Source organism: Paracoccus marcusii (assembly GCF_006151785.1).
In the GTDB taxonomy this organism is placed as follows: Bacteria; Pseudomonadota; Alphaproteobacteria; order Rhodobacterales; family Rhodobacteraceae; genus Paracoccus; species Paracoccus marcusii.
In genome coordinates this window covers 35,584-51,781 of sequence record NZ_VDDD01000006.1, presented here as the reverse complement: position 1 = coordinate 51,781, position 16,198 = coordinate 35,584, and the positions used below count along the sequence as shown (strand labels likewise).

Annotated in this window: 17 protein-coding genes; 16 read left to right on the top strand and 1 reads right to left on the bottom strand. The window is 67.5% G+C overall.

The annotated features are described in order from the left end of the window. From FHD68_RS02225 to doeB, 3 genes are all read left to right on the top strand, one after another. A partial coding sequence (locus tag FHD68_RS02225; RefSeq protein ID WP_208863731.1) for an aspartate racemase/maleate isomerase family protein occupies positions 1 to 419 on the top strand: 419 nt, incomplete at its 5' end. A gap of 27 nt (positions 420 to 446) precedes the next feature. Continuing rightward, complete coding sequence (gene doeA, locus FHD68_RS02220; protein ID WP_045999371.1) at positions 447 to 1,643, top strand: ectoine hydrolase DoeA; 1,197 nt, start codon at positions 447 to 449, stop codon at positions 1,641 to 1,643. Next, positions 1,640 to 2,629: a N(2)-acetyl-L-2,4-diaminobutanoate deacetylase DoeB gene (gene doeB / locus FHD68_RS02215; RefSeq protein WP_139085091.1), complete on the top strand. Its 990-nt coding sequence runs from the start codon at positions 1,640 to 1,642 to the stop codon at positions 2,627 to 2,629. Before doeA ends, doeB begins: the two co-directional genes overlap by 4 nt. On the opposite strand, the gene FHD68_RS02210 is transcribed toward doeB, so the two are convergent. Continuing rightward, positions 2,626 to 3,252, bottom strand: a complete 627-nt coding sequence (locus FHD68_RS02210) for an alpha/beta fold hydrolase (protein WP_164871417.1) — start codon at positions 3,250 to 3,252, stop codon at positions 2,626 to 2,628. The genes doeB and FHD68_RS02210 overlap by 4 nt on opposite strands. A 90-nt stretch (positions 3,253 to 3,342) precedes the next feature. Between FHD68_RS02210 and FHD68_RS02205 the strand changes: the two genes are divergently transcribed. The 13 genes from FHD68_RS02205 (at position 3,343) to FHD68_RS02145 (ending at position 16,176) form a co-directional block, all read left to right on the top strand. Beyond that, positions 3,343 to 4,221 (top strand): LysR family transcriptional regulator, encoded by an 879-nt coding sequence (locus tag FHD68_RS02205; protein ID WP_127898325.1) that lies wholly within the window; start codon positions 3,343 to 3,345, stop codon positions 4,219 to 4,221. 90 nt (positions 4,222 to 4,311) lie between these two features. Then, entirely contained in the window at positions 4,312 to 4,785 is a 474-nt protein-coding gene (locus tag FHD68_RS02200) for a formate dehydrogenase subunit gamma (RefSeq protein WP_045999367.1), read from the top strand. Next, entirely contained in the window at positions 4,782 to 6,299 is a 1,518-nt protein-coding gene (locus FHD68_RS02195; protein WP_127898326.1) for a formate dehydrogenase beta subunit, read from the top strand. The genes FHD68_RS02200 and FHD68_RS02195 overlap by 4 nt, the downstream gene beginning before the upstream one ends. After that, the gene (fdhF, locus tag FHD68_RS02190) at positions 6,296 to 9,223 is read left to right on the top strand and encodes a formate dehydrogenase subunit alpha (RefSeq protein ID WP_127898327.1); all 2,928 of its coding nucleotides are present in this window, start codon (positions 6,296 to 6,298) and stop codon (positions 9,221 to 9,223) included. Before FHD68_RS02195 ends, fdhF begins: the two co-directional genes overlap by 4 nt. Before the next feature lie 2 nt (positions 9,224 to 9,225). After that, positions 9,226 to 10,050 carry a formate dehydrogenase accessory sulfurtransferase FdhD gene (fdhD, locus tag FHD68_RS02185; protein ID WP_084693669.1) on the top strand — a complete coding sequence of 275 codons (825 nt, stop codon included), beginning with the start codon at positions 9,226 to 9,228 and terminating at the stop codon, positions 10,048 to 10,050. Next, positions 10,040 to 10,243, top strand: a complete 204-nt coding sequence (locus tag FHD68_RS02180) for a formate dehydrogenase subunit delta (RefSeq protein ID WP_127898328.1) — start codon at positions 10,040 to 10,042, stop codon at positions 10,241 to 10,243. The genes fdhD and FHD68_RS02180 overlap by 11 nt, the downstream gene beginning before the upstream one ends. Before the next feature lie 71 nt (positions 10,244 to 10,314). Further along, complete coding sequence (locus FHD68_RS02175) at positions 10,315 to 11,271, top strand: diacylglycerol/lipid kinase family protein (RefSeq protein WP_240542389.1); 957 nt, start codon at positions 10,315 to 10,317, stop codon at positions 11,269 to 11,271. 6 nt (positions 11,272 to 11,277) lie between these two features. Beyond that, positions 11,278 to 12,069: a metallophosphoesterase family protein gene (locus tag FHD68_RS02170; RefSeq protein WP_127898330.1), complete on the top strand. Its 792-nt coding sequence runs from the start codon at positions 11,278 to 11,280 to the stop codon at positions 12,067 to 12,069. A 187-nt stretch (positions 12,070 to 12,256) separates the two neighbouring features. Continuing rightward, positions 12,257 to 13,936: a 30S ribosomal protein S1 gene (gene rpsA / locus FHD68_RS02165; protein WP_084693668.1), complete on the top strand. Its 1,680-nt coding sequence runs from the start codon at positions 12,257 to 12,259 to the stop codon at positions 13,934 to 13,936. A 239-nt stretch (positions 13,937 to 14,175) separates the two neighbouring features. Continuing rightward, complete coding sequence (gene ihfB / locus FHD68_RS02160) at positions 14,176 to 14,460, top strand: integration host factor subunit beta (RefSeq protein ID WP_045999360.1); 285 nt, start codon at positions 14,176 to 14,178, stop codon at positions 14,458 to 14,460. 50 nt (positions 14,461 to 14,510) lie between these two features. After that, complete coding sequence (locus tag FHD68_RS02155; RefSeq protein ID WP_127898331.1) at positions 14,511 to 14,894, top strand: LapA family protein; 384 nt, start codon at positions 14,511 to 14,513, stop codon at positions 14,892 to 14,894. 3 nt (positions 14,895 to 14,897) lie between these two features. Continuing rightward, entirely contained in the window at positions 14,898 to 15,533 is a 636-nt protein-coding gene (locus tag FHD68_RS02150; protein ID WP_127898332.1) for a phosphoribosylanthranilate isomerase, read from the top strand. A gap of 235 nt (positions 15,534 to 15,768) precedes the next feature. After that, positions 15,769 to 16,176 (top strand): hypothetical protein, encoded by a 408-nt coding sequence (locus FHD68_RS02145; protein WP_045999357.1) that lies wholly within the window; start codon positions 15,769 to 15,771, stop codon positions 16,174 to 16,176. The last annotated feature ends 22 nt before the right edge of the window (positions 16,177 to 16,198 follow it).

The window sequence follows — 16,198 nt, the reverse complement described above, 5'->3', positions numbered from 1 at the left end:
CGCCGGTGACCACGCCCGCGGGCGCGGCGCTGCGGGCGTTCGCGGCGCTGGGCGTGGCGCGGGTCGCGCTGATGACGCCCTATCTGGCGGCGACGACCGACCTGGTCGGCGATCATTTCGCGTCCAATGGCATCGACGTCGTCCGCCGGTCGTCGATGGGCCATGCCGACGACCGCGACATGGCCATGCTGAACCCGACCGAGATCACCGAGATGGCGCTGGCCAGCGACCATCCCGACGCGCAGGCGCTATTCATGTCCTGCACCGCGCTGCCCGCGCTGGATCTGATCGACACGCTGGAGGGGCTACTGGGCAAACCGGTCGTCACCTCGAACCAGGCGCTGTTCTGGGCGATGCTGGACCGCGCGCGCATCCCGGGTCGCGGGCCGGGCGCGCTGTTCCGTACCCGCAGCTGGTAATTCACCCCCCGACGCAAGGTCCGTCCCATGCCTGAACTGCAACGCACGCCCGAACGTTTCGCGACCGAGGAATACGAGGCCCGGCTGGCCGGTACCCGCGCCCGCATGGCGCGCCAGGGCCTGGACGCGCTGATCGTCAGCGACCCGTCCAACATGGCCTGGCTGACCGGCTATGACGGCTGGTCGTTCTATGTGCATCAATGCGTGATCGTCGGGCCGTCGGGCCCGCCCGTCTGGTTCGGGCGCGGGCAGGACGCGCAGGGCGCGCTGCGCACCGTCTGGATGCCCGAGGACGCGATCATCGGCTATCCCGACCATTACGTCCAATCGACCGAGCGTCACCCGATGGAATACCTGGCCGCCCGTCTGACCGATCTGGGCTGGAACCGCGGCACCATCGGGGTCGAGATGGACAACTACTGGTATTCGGCCAAGGCCCATGCCTGCCTGGCGGCGGGCCTGCCCGATGCGCGGTTGACGGATGCCGCGTCGCTGGTCAACTGGCAGCGCGCCGTCAAGACCGAGAAGGAACTGGAATACATGCGCAAGGCCGCGCGCATCGTCGAGCGCATGCACCGCCGCATCGCCGACAAGGTCGAGGTCGGCATGCGCAAATGCGACCTGGTGGCCGAGATCTATGACGCGGGCCTGCGCTATGACGAATGGTCCGGCCATGGCGGCGACTATCCGGCCATCGTGCCGCTGCTGCCGTCGGGTCCCGATGCGGGCGCGCCGCACCTGACCTGGGACGACCAGCCGATGAAGCCCGAGGAGGGCACGTTCTTTGAAATCGCCGGCTGCTATCAGCGCTATCACGTGCCGCTGTCGCGCACGATCTTTCTGGGCACGCCCCCCGACGCCATGCTGGAGGCCGAGAAGGCCGTCCTGGAGGGCATGGACGAGGGGCTGGAGGCCGCCCGCGCCGGCAACACCTGCGAGGATGTCGCCAACGCCTTCTTCCGGGTGCTGGACCGCCACGGCATCGTCAAGGACAACCGCACCGGATACCCGATCGGCCTGTCCTATCCGCCCGACTGGGGCGAACGCACCATGTCGCTGCGCCGGGGCGACAAGACCGTGCTGAAGCCGGGCATGACGTTTCATTTCATGACCGGGCTGTGGATGGACGACTGGGGGTACGAGACGACGGAATCGATCATCATCACCGATGGTGCGCCCGACCTGTTCTGCACCCTGCCGCGCCGGATGCTGGTGAAGGGATGACCGCGATCACGCCCACCATCCCGCTGGACGCGCCGGGCAAGCATCACGGCTTTCTGCGCCTGCCCTACAGCCGCAACGACAGCGCCTGGGGCAGCGTGATGATCCCGCTGACGGTGATCCGCGGCGGCGACGGGCCCACCGCCCTGCTGACCGGGGGCAATCACGGCGACGAATACGAAGGCCCCCTGGCGCTGCAGCAGCTGGCATGGGAGCTGGAGCCCGCGCAGGTGATGGGCCGCGTGATCATCCTGCCCGCGATGAACGCGCCCGCGGTCGCGGCGGGCACACGGGTCAGCCCCATCGACGGGGTGAACATGAACCGCGCCTTTCCGGGGCGCCCCGACGGTTCGGTCACGCAGAAGATCGCGGATTACCTGGCGACGGTCCTGGTGCCCGCCGCCGACCTGGTGCTGGATTACCATTCGGGGGGCAAGACGCTGGACTTTCTGCCCTATGCCGCGGCGCATTACCTGGACGACGCGGATCAGCAGGCGGCCTGCGTGGCCGCCATGCGGGCCTTTGGCGCGCCCTGGTCGATGATGATGCGGGAAATCGACGCGGTTGGCCTGTTCGACACGACCGTGGAACAGCAGGGCAAGGTCTTCGTCACCACGGAACTGGGCGGCGGCGGCACGGCCACTGCGGCGACCGTGTCCATCGCGCTGCGCGGGGCGCGCAACGTGCTGCGCCATGCGGGCATCCTGTCCGGCCCGGTCGAGGGGGTGGACGACAGTCGCATGCTGGACATGCCCGACGATGCCTGCTTCCACTTCGCGCCCCAGGGCGGGCTGCTGCACCCCCTGGTCGATCTGGGTCAGGACGTGGCCGAGGGGCAGCCGCTGGCCTGCATCTGGCCCGTGGACCGCACCGGCATCGCGCCCGTGACGGTCTGCGCGAACCGCCCCGGCCTGCTGGCTGCGCGGCACTTTCCGGGGCTGGTGCAGACCGGCGACTGCCTGGCGGTGGTGGCCGTTCCCGCACCCTAGCGCGCGATTGCGTCGATCAGGTCGGCCAGCCCCTGCGGGTCGGACTGGAAGGGCGAATGCCCCCAGGGCTGGTGGTGCAGGTGATCGACCGGCGCGCGGTCCAGCATCGCGCGCTGCGCGGCAGGCAGGATGGCGCGGTCCCGGTCGCACAGGACATAGTGGCGGGTGGTCTGCTTGCGCGGTCCGGGCAGCGGGTCGCGCAGCGGGCCGACCGGCTGGGGCCGCAGGCGGGACAGATCGGCGTCGGCGCAATCGTCATACAGCATCGCCCGCGCGGCGTGTGGCGACAGAACCAGCCGCCCCAGGTCGTCGCGCGGCCAGTTCCTGGGCGGTGCGGGGATCAGCCGGTCCAGCGACGCCACGCTGTCGCCCGGCAGCTGTAGATAGGAACACAGGTGGATTAGCACCCGCGGTGCCGGGTCCATCGCCTCGGCCAGCATGCCGCCCAGGGAATGACCCACGACCACGGGCGCCCAGGGCAGGGCCGCGGCGCAGGTGGCCAGGGTGTCGCCCGCGACATCGGGACAGGCCACGCGCCAGCCTTGCGCCCGCAGCAGGGCTGCGGTCCGGTCCCAGCACCAGCCGCCGTGCCATGCCCCGTGGATCAGCAGGATATCGGTCATGCGCCGACCCTCACCCGCGACGGCCCGCGCGGCAAGTCCTTGACCGCGCCTGCCCGGACGCGCCTGATGGCGGCCAAAGGGGGACCACGCATGATCGACAAGCTGGAGATGTTCCTGGCCGTGGCCAAGGAGGGCCATTTTGGCCGTGCCGCCGCGACCATCGGCGTGACCCAGCCCACCCTATCCGCCGGGATCAAGCAGCTGGAGGAGAGCCTGGGCGTCCTGCTGATCTTTCGCGGATCGCGCTATGGCGGGCTGACGCCCGAGGGGCAGCAGGCCCTGGTCTGGGCACGGCGCATCGTGGGCGATACCCGTCAGCTGCGCGACGAAATGCGGGCCGTCCGCCACGGCCTGTCGGGTCGGCTGCGCATCGCGGTCATTCCCACCGCGCTGACCTGGGCCGCACGGATCAGCGCCCGGTTCGGGGCGGCGCATCCGAACGTGGGCTTCACCATCCTGTCGCGCACCTCGGCCGAGATCCTGCAGATGATCGACGACCTCGAGGTGGATGCCGGCATCTCGTATCTGGACAACGAACCGCTGGGCCGGGTCAGCAGCGTGGCGCTGTACGACGAACGCTATCTGCTGGTCGCGCATCAGGATCACCCGCTGGCGGCGCAGGCGCAGGTCGCGTGGTCTGATCTGGACGGGCAGCGGCTGTGCCTTCTGTCCCAGGACATGCAGAACCGCCGCATCATCAACCGCACCCTGACCGCCGCAGGCGTGGTGCCGCAGGCCACGGTGGAATCGAATTCGACCGTGGTGCTGGTGTCGCATGTGATGGCCGGTGGCTGGCTGACCATCCTGCCCGAGGATATCGCCGGTTTCCTGGCGCAGGGCAAACCCTTGCGCCTCATCGCGCTGGAGGGGTCGGCACCGGGCCACGCCGTGGGCCTGATCGCCCCTTGGAGAGAGCCGCATACCCCGGTTCTGGAGGCGCTGCTGAGCGAGGCGCGGCGTATGGTTTGATAGAAACACTCTATCGTTCAACGGAACTGCGATATTGATTTCAGATGGTCCCCGCTGTCTTCTGGGGAACGGATATCTGAAAGGCCAGCCATGCTGAACGACGCGCCAGCCCCGACCGCGGACGAGATCCGCGATGTCGTCACCCCCCTGACCGCGCTGGAGGGGCCGCTGCTGCCGATGCTGCATGCCATCCAGGCGGAATGGGGGCACGTGCCGCAGGCCGCCGTGCCGGTGCTGGCCGACGTGCTGAACCTGGGCCGGGCCGAGGTTCATGGCGTCATCAGCTTCTATCACGATTTCCGCGACCATCCCGCCGGGCGTCACATCCTGAAGATCTGCCGCGCCGAGGCCTGCCAGTCGATGGGCGGCGCCGCGATGGCCGCGGGCGTTCTGGACCGGCTGGGCGTGGACTGGCACGGGACCACCGCCGACGGGGCCGTGACGGTCGAGCCGGTCTATTGCCTGGGCCTGTGCGCCTGCGGTCCGGCCGCGATGCTGGACGGGCAGCTGATGGGGCGGGTCGACGGCGACCGGCTGGTCACCGCTCTGGAGGCCGCACGATGAGGATCTTTGTTCCCCTGGACAGTGCCGCCAAGGCGCTGTGTGCCGATGCCGTGGCCGACGCCCTGACGCAGCAGATCGCCGCGCGGGGTCTGGATGCCCAGGTCGTGCGCAATGGGTCGCGCGGCATGGTCTGGCTGGAGCCCCTGGTCGAGATCGAGGCCGACGGCCGGCGCCTGGCCTATGGCCCAGTGACGCCCGCCGATGTGGGCGCGATGCTGGATGGCACGTTGCCCTGCCTTGGCCGGGTCGAGGACATTCCCTTCTTCGCCCGCCAGACGCGGCTGACTTTTGCGCGCTGCGGGCTGATCGACCCGCTGGACCTGGACGAATACGAACGCCATGGCGGTCTGGCGGGGCTGCGCCGCGCGATCGGCATGGACGGTGCGGCCATCGTGGCCGAGGTCACGGCCAGCGGGCTGCGCGGGCGCGGCGGCGCAGGCTTTCCGACCGGCATCAAGTGGAAGACCGTGGCCGATGCGGTCGCCGATCAGAAATACATCGTCTGCAATGCCGACGAGGGCGACAGCGGCACCTTCGCCGACCGGATGATCATGGAGGGCGATCCCTTCACCCTAATCGAGGGGATGGCGATCGCCGCCCTGGGGGTCGGGGCGACGCGCGGCTATGTCTACATGCGGTCGGAATACCCCGTGGCGATCGACGTGCTGGAACGCGCGGTCGTCATCGCCCGCCAGCGCGGCATGCTGGGTGCGGATGTGCTAGGCTCCGGGCGGGCCTTCGACATGCAGGTGCGGGTCGGCGCCGGCGCCTATGTCTGCGGAGAGGAGACCAGCCTGCTGAACAGCCTGGAGGGCAAGCGCGGCACGGTGCGCGCCAAGCCCCCGCTGCCCGCGCTGGAGGGGTTCCTGGGCAAGCCGACGGTCGTCAACAACGTCATCAGCCTGGCCACCGTCCCGGTGATCTTCGAACGGGGCGCGCAGGCCTATGCCGATTTCGGGCTGGGGCGGTCGCGGGGCACCGTGACCCTGCAGATCGCCGGCAACGTCGCGCGCGGCGGCCTGTTCGAGACCGCCTTCGGGATGCCGCTGGGTGAGGTCGTCAACGACATCGGCGGCGGCACCGCGACCGGGCGTCCGGTCAAGGCCGTGCAGGTCGGCGGGCCGCTGGGCGCCTATATGCCCGTCAGCAAGTTCGACACGCCCATGGGATACGAGGATTTCGATGCCGCGGGCGGGCTGATCGGCCATGCCGGTCTGGTCGTGTTCGACGACAGCGCCGACATGCTGCAGATGGCGCGTTTCGCGATGGAGTTCTGCGCCGTCGAATCCTGCGGCAAGTGCACGCCCTGCCGGATCGGTGCGGTGCGCGGGGTCGAGACGATCGACCGCATCGCCGCGGGCGATCCGGGTGCCGCCGCCCTGCTGACCGATCTGTGCGAGACGATGAAGGATGGGTCGCTGTGCGCCCTGGGCGGCTTCACGCCCTATCCGGTCATGTCCGCGCTGACGCAATTTCCCGACGATTTCGCCACCCATAAGGAGGCCGCGGAATGAAAGACTTCATCATCCCGGAATTCGCGCCCGGCGACGACCGCGACATGGGCACGCCTGCGCGCAGCGGCGCCCCGGTCGCCCTGACCATCGACGGCATTGCGGTGATCGTGCCCGAGGGAACGTCGGTGATGCGCGCCGCCATGATGGTCGACGTGCAGATCCCCAAGTTGTGCGCCAGCGACAACATGGAGGCCTTCGGGTCGTGTCGCCTGTGCGTGGTCGAGATCGAGGGGCGGCGCGGCACGCCCGCATCCTGCACGACCCCCGTGGCCGAGGGGATGGTGGTTCACACGCAGTCCGCCAAGATCCGCAAGCTGCGCAAGGGCGTGATGGAGCTGTATATCAGCGACCACCCGCTGGACTGCCTGACCTGTTCGGCCAATGGCGATTGCGAGTTGCAGGACACGGCCGGGCAGGTGGGCCTGCGCGACGTCCGCTATGCGCCGGGCGACAACCATTTCGATCCGTCGGGAACGGGCGCGCGGTCGCAGGCCGAGGCCCGGCTGCGCGGGGGGCATGACAACCCGCAGTTCATTCCCAAGGACAACTCCAACCCCTATTTCACCTATGATCCCAGCAAGTGCATCGTCTGTTCGCGCTGCGTGCGGGCGTGCGACGAGGTGCAGGGGACGTTCGCCCTGACCATCGAGGGCCGGGGCTTTGACAGCCGCGTCAGCGCCGGGACCAGCGCCGACGATTTCTTCTCCAGCGATTGCGTCAGCTGCGGTGCCTGCGTACAGGCCTGCCCGACCGCGACCCTGCAGGAAAAGTCGGTGGCCGAACTGGGCACGCCCACGCGGTCGGTCATCACCACCTGCGCCTATTGCGGCGTCGGCTGCAGCTTCAAGGCCGAGATGAACGGCGACCAGCTGGTGCGCATGGTGCCCTACAAGCACGGCAAGGCGAACCGCGGGCACAGCTGCGTCAAGGGGCGGTTCGCCTATGGCTATGCCGCTCACCAGGACCGCATCCTGAAACCGATGATCCGCGAGCGGATCGAGGACCCGTGGCGCGAGGTCGCCTGGGACGAGGCGCTGGCCTTTGCCGCCGATCGGATGCGCGGGATCCAGGAACGGCATGGGCGGCGGTCGGTGGGGGTCATCACCTCCAGCCGCTGCACGAACGAGGAGACCTATCTGGTCCAGAAGCTGACCCGTGCGGTGTTCCTGAACAACAACACCGACACCTGCGCGCGGGTGTGCCATTCGCCCACGGGATACGGGTTGGGCAAGACCTTCGGCACCTCGGCCGGGACGCAGGATTTCGACAGCGTGGAACAGACCGACGTGGTGCTGATCATCGGGGCCAACCCGACGGACGGCCACCCGGTCTTTGCCAGCCGTCTGAAGAAGCGCCTGCGCCAGGGGGCCAAGCTGATCGTCGTCGATCCGCGCCGCACCGACATCGTGCGGTCCGCGCATGTCGAGGCATCCCATCACCTGCCACTGCGCCCCGGCACCAACGTCGCCGTCATCAGCGCCATGGCGCATGTGATCGTGACCGAGGGGCTGATGGACGAGGCCTATATCCGCGACCGCTGTGATTGGGACGAGTTCCAGCATTACGCCGAGTTCATCGCCGATCCCCGCCACGCCCCCGAGGCGACCGAGACCCTGACCGGCGTGCCCGCCGCAGAGTTGCGCGCCGCCGCACGGCTGTTCGCGACGGGCGGGAACGGCGCGATCTATTATGGGCTGGGCGTGACCGAGCACAGCCAGGGGTCGACGACCGTGATGGCGATCGCGAACCTTGCGATGCTGACCGGCAATATCGGGCGGCCCGGCGTGGGCGTGAACCCGCTGCGCGGTCAGAACAACGTGCAGGGCGCCTGCGACATGGGGTCGTTCCCGCACGAGCTGCCGGGATACCGCCACGTCAAGATGCCTGACGTGCGCGCGATCTTCGAGAACGCCTGGGGGGTCCAGATCGACCCCGAGCCGGGCCTGCGCATTCCCAACATGCTGGATGCCGCGGTCGAGGGGACGTTCAAGGGTCTTTACTGCCAGGGGGAGGACATCCTGCAATCCGATCCCGACACGCATCACGTGGCGGCGGGCCTTGCCGCGATGGAATGCGTGATCGTCCACGACCTGTTCCTGAACGAGACGGCGAATTACGCGCATGTCTTTTTGCCCGGGTCGTCCTTCCTGGAGAAGGACGGGACCTTCACCAATGCCGAACGCCGTATCAACCGCGTGCGCAAGGTCATGGCGCCCCGCAATGGTTATGAGGACTGGGAGATCACCCAGATGCTGGCCAACGCGATGGGGGCGGGGTGGCATTACACCCACCCGTCCCAGATCATGGACGAGATCGCCGCGACCACGCCCAGCTTTGCGGGCGTCAGCTATGATCGGCTGGAGGAGCTGGGCTCGGTGCAGTGGCCCTGCAACGAGGCCGCGCCCACGGGCACGCCGCTGATGCATGTCGACGGGTTCCAGTCGGGGCGCGGGCATTTCGTGATCACCGAATACATCCCGACCGACGAACGCACCGGACCGCGGTTCCCGCTGCTGCTGACCACCGGGCGCATCCTGTCGCAATACAATGTGGGCGCTCAGACCCGGCGGACCGAGAACACCGCCTGGCACGGCCAGGACGTGCTGGAGATCCATCCGCATGACGCCGAGACCCGCGGCATCCGCGACGGCGACTGGGTCCGGCTGGCCAGCCGGGCGGGGGAAACCACGCTGATGGTGACGCTGACCGAACGGGTGTCGCCGGGGGTGGTCTATACGACCTTCCACCATCCGGCGACGCAGGCTAACGTGGTGACGACCGATTTTTCGGACTGGGCGACGAATTGCCCGGAATACAAGGTCACCGCGGTGCAGGTCAGCCCCTCGAACGGTCCGTCGGACTGGCAGGAACGCTATACTGCACAGGCCGAAAGGTCGCGGCGGATCCTGTCAGCCGCGGAGTGACGATGAACCTGCCCGACCCCACGACCCAAGCCCCCGCCACCCATGTCCGCGCGGCCAGCCGCGCGGATGTCACCCGGACCCTGCCGGAGGAGACGGCCGTGGCGATGGTCTATGGCGGGTCCACCCAGGCCGTCATGATGGCCACGCCCGCGGATCTGGAGGATTTCGCCGTGGGCTTTTCCCTGACCGAGGGGATCGTGACCGACCCGGCCCAGATCGAGCGGCTGGAGGTTCTGGCCCATCCCCGCGGCGTCGAGGCGCAGATGTGGATCGCGGATGACCGCACCGACGCGCTGGCGGCGCGGCGCCGCTTCATGGCGGGGCCGGTGGGCTGCGGGCTGTGCGGGATCGACAGCCTTGAGGAGGCGGTGCGCGCGTTGCCCGACCTGTCGGGCGCTGGGCCGGTGCTGGATGCGAGCCAGATCGCGCGGGCGACTGACGATCTGCGCGGCTGGCAGCCATTGCATGACCGGACCCGCGCGGTCCATGCGGCGGGCTTCATGATTCCCGGACGGGGGATCGTGCTGGCGCGCGAGGATGTGGGCCGCCACAACGCCTTGGACAAGCTGATCGGCGCGATGGCGCGGCAGGGCATGGATGCAGGGCAGGGCGCCTTTGTGCTGACCAGCCGCGTGTCCGTCGAGATGGTGCAGAAATGCGCCCTGGCCGGGGGCGCGGTGCTGATCGCCGTGTCCGCCCCCACCGCCCATGCGCTGCGCCTGGCGCAGGGCGCGGGCATCACCCTGGCGGCCTTTGCCCGCGGCGAGGGCTTTGATCTGTTTTCCCACCCCGAACGGCTGCGCGCCGAGGTGTCCGATGTCGCCTGACAAGATGGTCCTGATGGTCAACCAGATCGCCGGTTTCTTTGACACCCAGCCCGGCGGCGCAGCACCTGAAAAGATCGCCGCCCATCTGCGCGATTTCTGGGAGCCGCGGATGCGCGAACAGCTGGTCGCCTTTGTCGGCGGCGGCGGGCAGGGGCTGAAACCGTCGGCCGAGGCGGCGGCCCGGCTGCTGTAGATGCAACCCTGCGGCGGGGTCGGGTGTTCGGTGCCCAGCAGATGACAATCACGGCCGGGGACAGTCCAGCGATGCAGCACAAGACCGATGGGTTCGACCTGGCCAGTGCCAAGGTTTGTGTTGTGATGAACCGCGGATCGGGCAAGAAGAAGCATGTCGAGCTGCGTGAGATGCTGAACGAACGGCTCGCTCCGGCCTGCGGCAGCTTCGAGCTGCGCGAGAGCCGGAAGGGGAGCGACCTGCCCGCGCTGGCGCGCAAGGTCGCGACCGAGGGGTTCGACCTGGTGATCGCCGCGGGTGGCGACGGCACGCAATCGGCGGTGGCCGGGGCGCTGGTTGATCGCGACGTCGTGATGGGCGTCCTGCCGGGCGGGACGTTCAACTATTTTGCCCGCGACCTGGGCGTCGGAGAGACCGTCGAGGAGGCGCTGGACACGATTTTGGACGCGCGGGTCGAGGCGGTCGATGTCGGAGACGTCAACGGGCTGATCTTTCTAAACAATGTCAGTCTGGGCGCCTATCCGCAGATCCTGAAGACGCGCGAGGGGATCTACAAGCGGTGGGGGCGGTCGCGGATGGCGGCCTATTGGTCGGTGCTGGTGGCGCTGCGGCGTCTGCGCCGCCCGATGCAGCTGGTCGCCCGCGTCGACGGGCAGGAGAGCCGCTATACCAGTGCCTTGGTCTTTGTCGCGCGCAGCGCCTATCAGCTGGACAGCTTTGGGCTGGAAGGGGCGGAGGAGATCCGGCGCGGCGAATTCGCGGTGCTGATCGCCAAGGCGAAGCACCCCCTGCCGCTGATGCGGTCCGCCCTGCGCATGGCGATGGGCAAGAGCGCCAAGAACGACGATTTCGACCTGATCCTGACGGACGAGCTAACCATCGAGACGCCCAAGCGGCGCCAGCTGATCGCCCACGACGGCGAGAAGACGGCGTTGGAGAGCCCCTTCCGGCTGAAGGTGCGCCATGACGGGCTCAAGGTCCTGCTGCCCCGCGATGGGGTCAGCAAGACCGAGCAGCCGAAGGGCTGACCACCGGTGACGCGCATTCTTCACCTGACCGACCTGCATTTCGGATTTCACCGTGCCGCGTTGGAGGAGCCGCTGCTGGCGCGGATTGCGGCGCTGCGCCCCGACCTGGTGGTCATCGGCGGCGACATCACGCATCGCGCGCTGCCTGCGCAGATGCGGCAGGCACGCGCCTTTCTTGACCGCATCGAGGCGCCCTTGATGTGCATGCCGGGCAATCACGACGTACCGGCATGGAACCTTGTGGCGCGGATGTTCTGGCCCTTTGCGGGGTTCCGGCGGCATTTCGGTCCCGTGCTGACCCCGGTGGGGCGGGCGGGCGACGTGCGGGTCATGGCGCTGAACAGCGCCGATCCCTATGCCTGGCAGCGCGGCAAGATCCGCGAGGGCGAGATCGGCCGCGTCATCGGCAATGTCGACGCGATGGGCACGAATATCGTGGCGCTGCATCATCCGCTGCAGCAGCTGCCGCGGGTCGACAAGGCGCTGGCACGGCGCGCGTCAGAGGCGCTGTACCGGCTGGAGGCGTCGGGGGTGCAGGTGGTCCTGTCGGGGCATCTGCACCGGTGGGCGACGGACGCGTTGCTGGCGACGGGCCGCCATCCGCGCGTGCTGCAGATCCAGACCGGCACGGCGCTGTGTGCGCGTATCACCGACAGGCAGAACGAGTTCGTGCTGCTGGAGATCGACGGACCCGACCTGCGGCTGGAGCGGCATGACGCGCCGATGGACGCGGGCGATTTCGGCGCCCCCGAGATCGCGGATTACAGCCGCGCGTCGGGCGTGTGGAAACGCGTTTAGGCGTTGAAATTGGCGTCAAACACGGGTATTGGGGCCGCAGTCACACGGGCGACATGGTCAGAACAGACCGCATTCCAACGGGTCGGGCGTCATGCCGCGACCCTTTGGCGTTGCCCCAACGGCACCATAAAGACCGGCGGAGCCAACCGTCAGGCCGGAAAACAGACACAAAGGATACTGAATACGTATGTGCGCTAAAGCGACCATGGAGGAGTTCGAGGCCCTTCTGAATGAAAGCCTCGAGATTGACACCCCCGACGAGGGCAGCGTTGTCAAAGGCCGCGTCATTGCCATCGAGGCAGGCCAGGCCATCATCGACGTCGGCTACAAGATGGAAGGCCGCGTCGATCTGAAGGAATTTGCCAATCCCGGCGAAGAGCCCAGCATCAAGGTCGGCGACGAGGTCGAGGTCTATCTGGACCGCGTCGAGAACGCCCGCGGCGAAGCGTCGATCAGCCGTGAGAAGGCCCGCCGCGAGGAAGCCTGGGATCGTCTGGAGAAGGCCTACGAAAGCGAAGAGCGCGTCGAGGGCGCCATCTTCGGTCGCGTCAAGGGCGGCTTCACGGTCGACCTGGGCGGTGCCGTCGCCTTCCTGCCCGGTTCGCAGGTCGATGTGCGCCCCGTGCGCGATGCCGGCCCGCTGATGGGTCTGAAGCAGCCGTTCCAGATCCTGAAGATGGACCGTCGCCGCGGCAACATCGTCGTGTCGCGCCGCGCCATCCTGGAAGAGAGCCGCGCCGAACAGCGCGCCGAAGTCATCGCGAACCTGACCGAAGGTCAGTCGATCGACGGCGTGGTCAAGAACATCACCGAATACGGTGCGTTCGTTGACCTGGGCGGCGTCGACGGCCTGCTGCACGTCACCGACATGGCCTGGCGTCGCGTCAACCACCCGTCCGAGATCCTGGCGATCGGCGAGACCGTCAAGGTCCAGGTCATCAAGATCAACAAGGACAGCCACCGCATCAGCCTGGGCATGAAGCAGCTGCAGGCCGATCCGTGGGATACGGTCGCCGACAAGTTCCCGATCGAGTCGGTCCACCAGGGCCGCGTGACCAACATCACCGATTACGGCGCCTTCGTGGAGCTGGAAGCCGGTGTCGAGGGTCTGGTCCACGTTTCGGAAATGAGCTGGACCAAGAAGAACGTCCACCCGGGCAAGATCGTCTCGACCTCGCAGGAAGTCGAAGTGATGGTTCTGGAGATCGACGAGGCCAAGCGCCGCGTGTCCCTGGGCCTGAAGCAGACGATGCGCAACCCGTGGGAAGTGTTCGCCGAAACCCACCCGACCGGCACCGTCATCGAGGGCGAGGTCAAGAACATCACCGAGTTCGGTCTGTTCATCGGCCTGGAAGGCGACATCGACGGCATGGTCCACCTGTCGGACATCAGCTGGGATGCCCGCGGCGAAGACGCGATCCAGGACTTCCGCAAGGGCGACGTCGTCAAGGCGGTCGTCCAGGACGTGGACGTCGAGAAGGAGCGCATCAGCCTGTCCATCAAGTCGTTGGAAAACGAGAACATGGCCGAGGCCGTTGATGGCGTGAAGCGTGGCACCATCGTCACCGCCGAAGTCACCGCGATCGAAGAGGGTGGCATCGAGGTCGAGTACAACGGCGTCAAGTCGTTCATCCGCCGCAGCGACCTGGCCCGCGACCGTGCCGACCAGCGCCCCGAGCGTTTCAGCGTCGGCGACAAGGTCGACGCCCGCGTGACCAACGTCGACACCAAGACCCGCCGTCTTGGCCTGTCGATCAAGGCCCGCGAGATCGCCGAGGAAAAGGAAGCCATCGACACCTATGGCAGCTCGGATTCGGGCGCGTCCCTGGGCGACATCCTGGGTGCGGCACTGAACCGCAACAGCTGATCGGCCCAACCCGATCGATCCTTGCCCGCCCCGGTTCGTCCGGGGCGGGCTTTTTCTTGCCTACGGCCGGGCGGATGCGCGCCATCCCGCTTGCGCGTTTGGGGCAAAGCTGGCAACGCTATGAAACCAGTGACTTCTGTCGGGCGTTGAACGGAAACATGAAGGGCGGTATTGCACCGGCCTTGCGGTTTGACGTGCCGACTTTGACGGCAGGAAGACCCGTCCAATTGGGGGAAAATATGATCCGGTCCGAACTGATCCAGAAGATCTCAGATGAAAACCCCCACCTATTCCGCCGCGACGTCGAGAGGATCGTGAACACGATCTTCGAGGAGGTCATCGACGCGATGGCGCGGGGCGACCGGGTCGAGTTGCGCGGCTTTGGCGCCTTCTCTGTCAAGAAGCGCGATTCCCGGACGGGGCGCAATCCGCGCACCGGGGAATCGGTCGAGGTTGACGAAAAGCACGTTCCGTTCTTCAAGACCGGTAAGCTGCTGCGCGACCGCCTGAACGGCGACGCTTGAGGCCCCTGTTTACCGGGCATCCCGCCCGTCTGCGATATCGAGGAAATTCAATGCGCTTCATCCGTCTGATCTTTGTCGCAGCACTGGCGCTTGTGCTGGTGGCGGTCGCCTTGGCCAACCGTGACATGGTCACCCTGTCGGCGTTCCCGGCCAATTTCGGACAGTATCTGGGCGGCACGTGGTCGCTGACGGTGCCGCTGTTCCTGGTGATCTTCGTGGCCTTTGCCCTGGGCATGCTGGCCGGTCTGGTCTGGGAGTGGCTGCGCGAGGCGCATTTCCGCCGCGAGGCGCGGCAGCGCAACGCCGAGGTCGTGCGTCTTGAGAGCGAGGTCGGGCATCTGCGCGACCGCCATGCCGCCCCGCGTGACGAAGTTCTGGCGATCTTGGACGAGCCTGCCCCGGCCAAGGGCGCGGCCCTGCCTGCGGTTCGCTGAGGCGTGGCCGAGGTCAAGATCTGCGGGCTGTCCGAGGAACGCCATGTCGCGGCGGCCGTCGATGCTGGTGCGCGCTTTTTGGGGTTCGTATTCTTTCCCAAGTCGCCGCGTGCAGTGACCCCGACCCAAGCCGCAGCGCTGACGGCGGAGGTTCCCGTTGGGGTCGCCCGCGTGGGACTGTTCGTCGATCCGTCGGACGATTTGCTGCGAGAGGTGCTGGACCACGCGGCGCTGGACGTTATCCAGCTCCACGGCCATGAGAGCGCCGGGCGGGTGGCCGAGGTCAAGGCGTTTACGGGGCTGCCTGTGATGAAGGCGGTCGGTCTGTCGGGTCCGGCGGACCTGCCACAGCTGATGGATTACGGCGTGGCGGCGGACATGCTGCTGGTGGATGCCAAGCCGCCGGCGGGGGCCGATCTGCCGGGCGGGAACGGGCTGGCCTTCGATTGGCGGCTGCTGGTCGGGCGGCATTGGTTGCGACCCTGGATGCTGGCCGGGGGACTGACACCGGACAACGTCGCCGAGGCCGTGCGCCTGACAGGGGCGCCTGTCGTGGACGTCAGTTCGGGCGTGGAATGTGCACCGGGCATCAAGGATGTTGCGCTGATCCGCGCATTCGTCGAGGCCGCGCGGAGTTGATTCCGGGGCGTGTTGCGCGGCGTACGCCGGGGGTGTTGCATAGTGTATAACATTGTAATCGCAGGGTTTATGCGCCACATTTTGCACGTATGGGTTTATCCATTGACTTGGCGAACGCCCTAAGGTAGAATTTTTACATGCTGGAAGAGGTGGGCAAGCGGCCGGGGGAAACCCTTGGGCCGCTTTTTTCGTCTCTTGGCTCGTGCGGACAGGAACACGAGGCGGGGCAGAGTGCATGAACGATATGGAATGGGGCGGGGCCGGGAAAACCGACGGACCTTTCGTGACTGGAACCCAGCCTGAGAAGGCCGGGTTCGCGATGCCCGAGATCGCCGAGGGCGAGGACGAGATCGACGTCCTTCGCTGGCTGTTCTGGGATTACGTCAAGGACTTGCGGGGGCACCAGGCCGAGCTTGAAGCGCTCAAGTCCGGGGAGCTTGACCCGGCCAAGCTGAAAAAGGCCATGGAGACGGCGAAGACGGTCCGCGAGGCCGTCCAGCTGCTGATGGCGGAAAGGATCAAGGTTGACAAACTTCGCAAGGACATCGCGGGCGGCGTCGGAGGGGGCAGCCTTGACCTCGGCGCCGCACGAGACGAGATCGGGCGCCGCCTGGCTTGCCTCCGCCGGGCCGGAGGAGGTTGAGGAATTCTTGGGCGGGCTGTCG

What these genes read in the sequence shown, in the direction of transcription:
- fdhF (WP_127898327.1), top strand. Translation starts at nt 6,296, where the DNA reads ATGAAAGACTTCATCATCCCGGAATTCGCGCCCGGCGACGACCGCGAC.
- FHD68_RS02155 (WP_127898331.1), top strand. Translation starts at nt 14,511, where the DNA reads ATGCGCTTCATCCGTCTGATCTTTGTCGCAGCACTGGCGCTTGTGCTG.
- FHD68_RS02180 (WP_127898328.1), top strand. Translation starts at nt 10,040, where the DNA reads ATGTCGCCTGACAAGATGGTCCTGATGGTCAACCAGATCGCCGGTTTC.
- doeB (WP_139085091.1), top strand. Translation starts at nt 1,640, where the DNA reads ATGACCGCGATCACGCCCACCATCCCGCTGGACGCGCCGGGCAAGCAT.
- FHD68_RS02210 (WP_164871417.1), bottom strand. Translation starts at nt 3,252, where the DNA reads ATGACCGATATCCTGCTGATCCACGGGGCATGGCACGGCGGCTGGTGC.
- FHD68_RS02145 (WP_045999357.1), top strand. Translation starts at nt 15,769, where the DNA reads ATGAACGATATGGAATGGGGCGGGGCCGGGAAAACCGACGGACCTTTC.
- fdhD (WP_084693669.1), top strand. Translation starts at nt 9,226, where the DNA reads ATGAACCTGCCCGACCCCACGACCCAAGCCCCCGCCACCCATGTCCGC.
- FHD68_RS02175 (WP_240542389.1), top strand. Translation starts at nt 10,315, where the DNA reads ATGCAGCACAAGACCGATGGGTTCGACCTGGCCAGTGCCAAGGTTTGT.
- rpsA (WP_084693668.1), top strand. Translation starts at nt 12,257, where the DNA reads ATGTGCGCTAAAGCGACCATGGAGGAGTTCGAGGCCCTTCTGAATGAA.
- FHD68_RS02195 (WP_127898326.1), top strand. Translation starts at nt 4,782, where the DNA reads ATGAGGATCTTTGTTCCCCTGGACAGTGCCGCCAAGGCGCTGTGTGCC.
- ihfB (WP_045999360.1), top strand. Translation starts at nt 14,176, where the DNA reads ATGATCCGGTCCGAACTGATCCAGAAGATCTCAGATGAAAACCCCCAC.
- FHD68_RS02205 (WP_127898325.1), top strand. Translation starts at nt 3,343, where the DNA reads ATGATCGACAAGCTGGAGATGTTCCTGGCCGTGGCCAAGGAGGGCCAT.
- doeA (WP_045999371.1), top strand. Translation starts at nt 447, where the DNA reads ATGCCTGAACTGCAACGCACGCCCGAACGTTTCGCGACCGAGGAATAC.
- FHD68_RS02200 (WP_045999367.1), top strand. Translation starts at nt 4,312, where the DNA reads ATGCTGAACGACGCGCCAGCCCCGACCGCGGACGAGATCCGCGATGTC.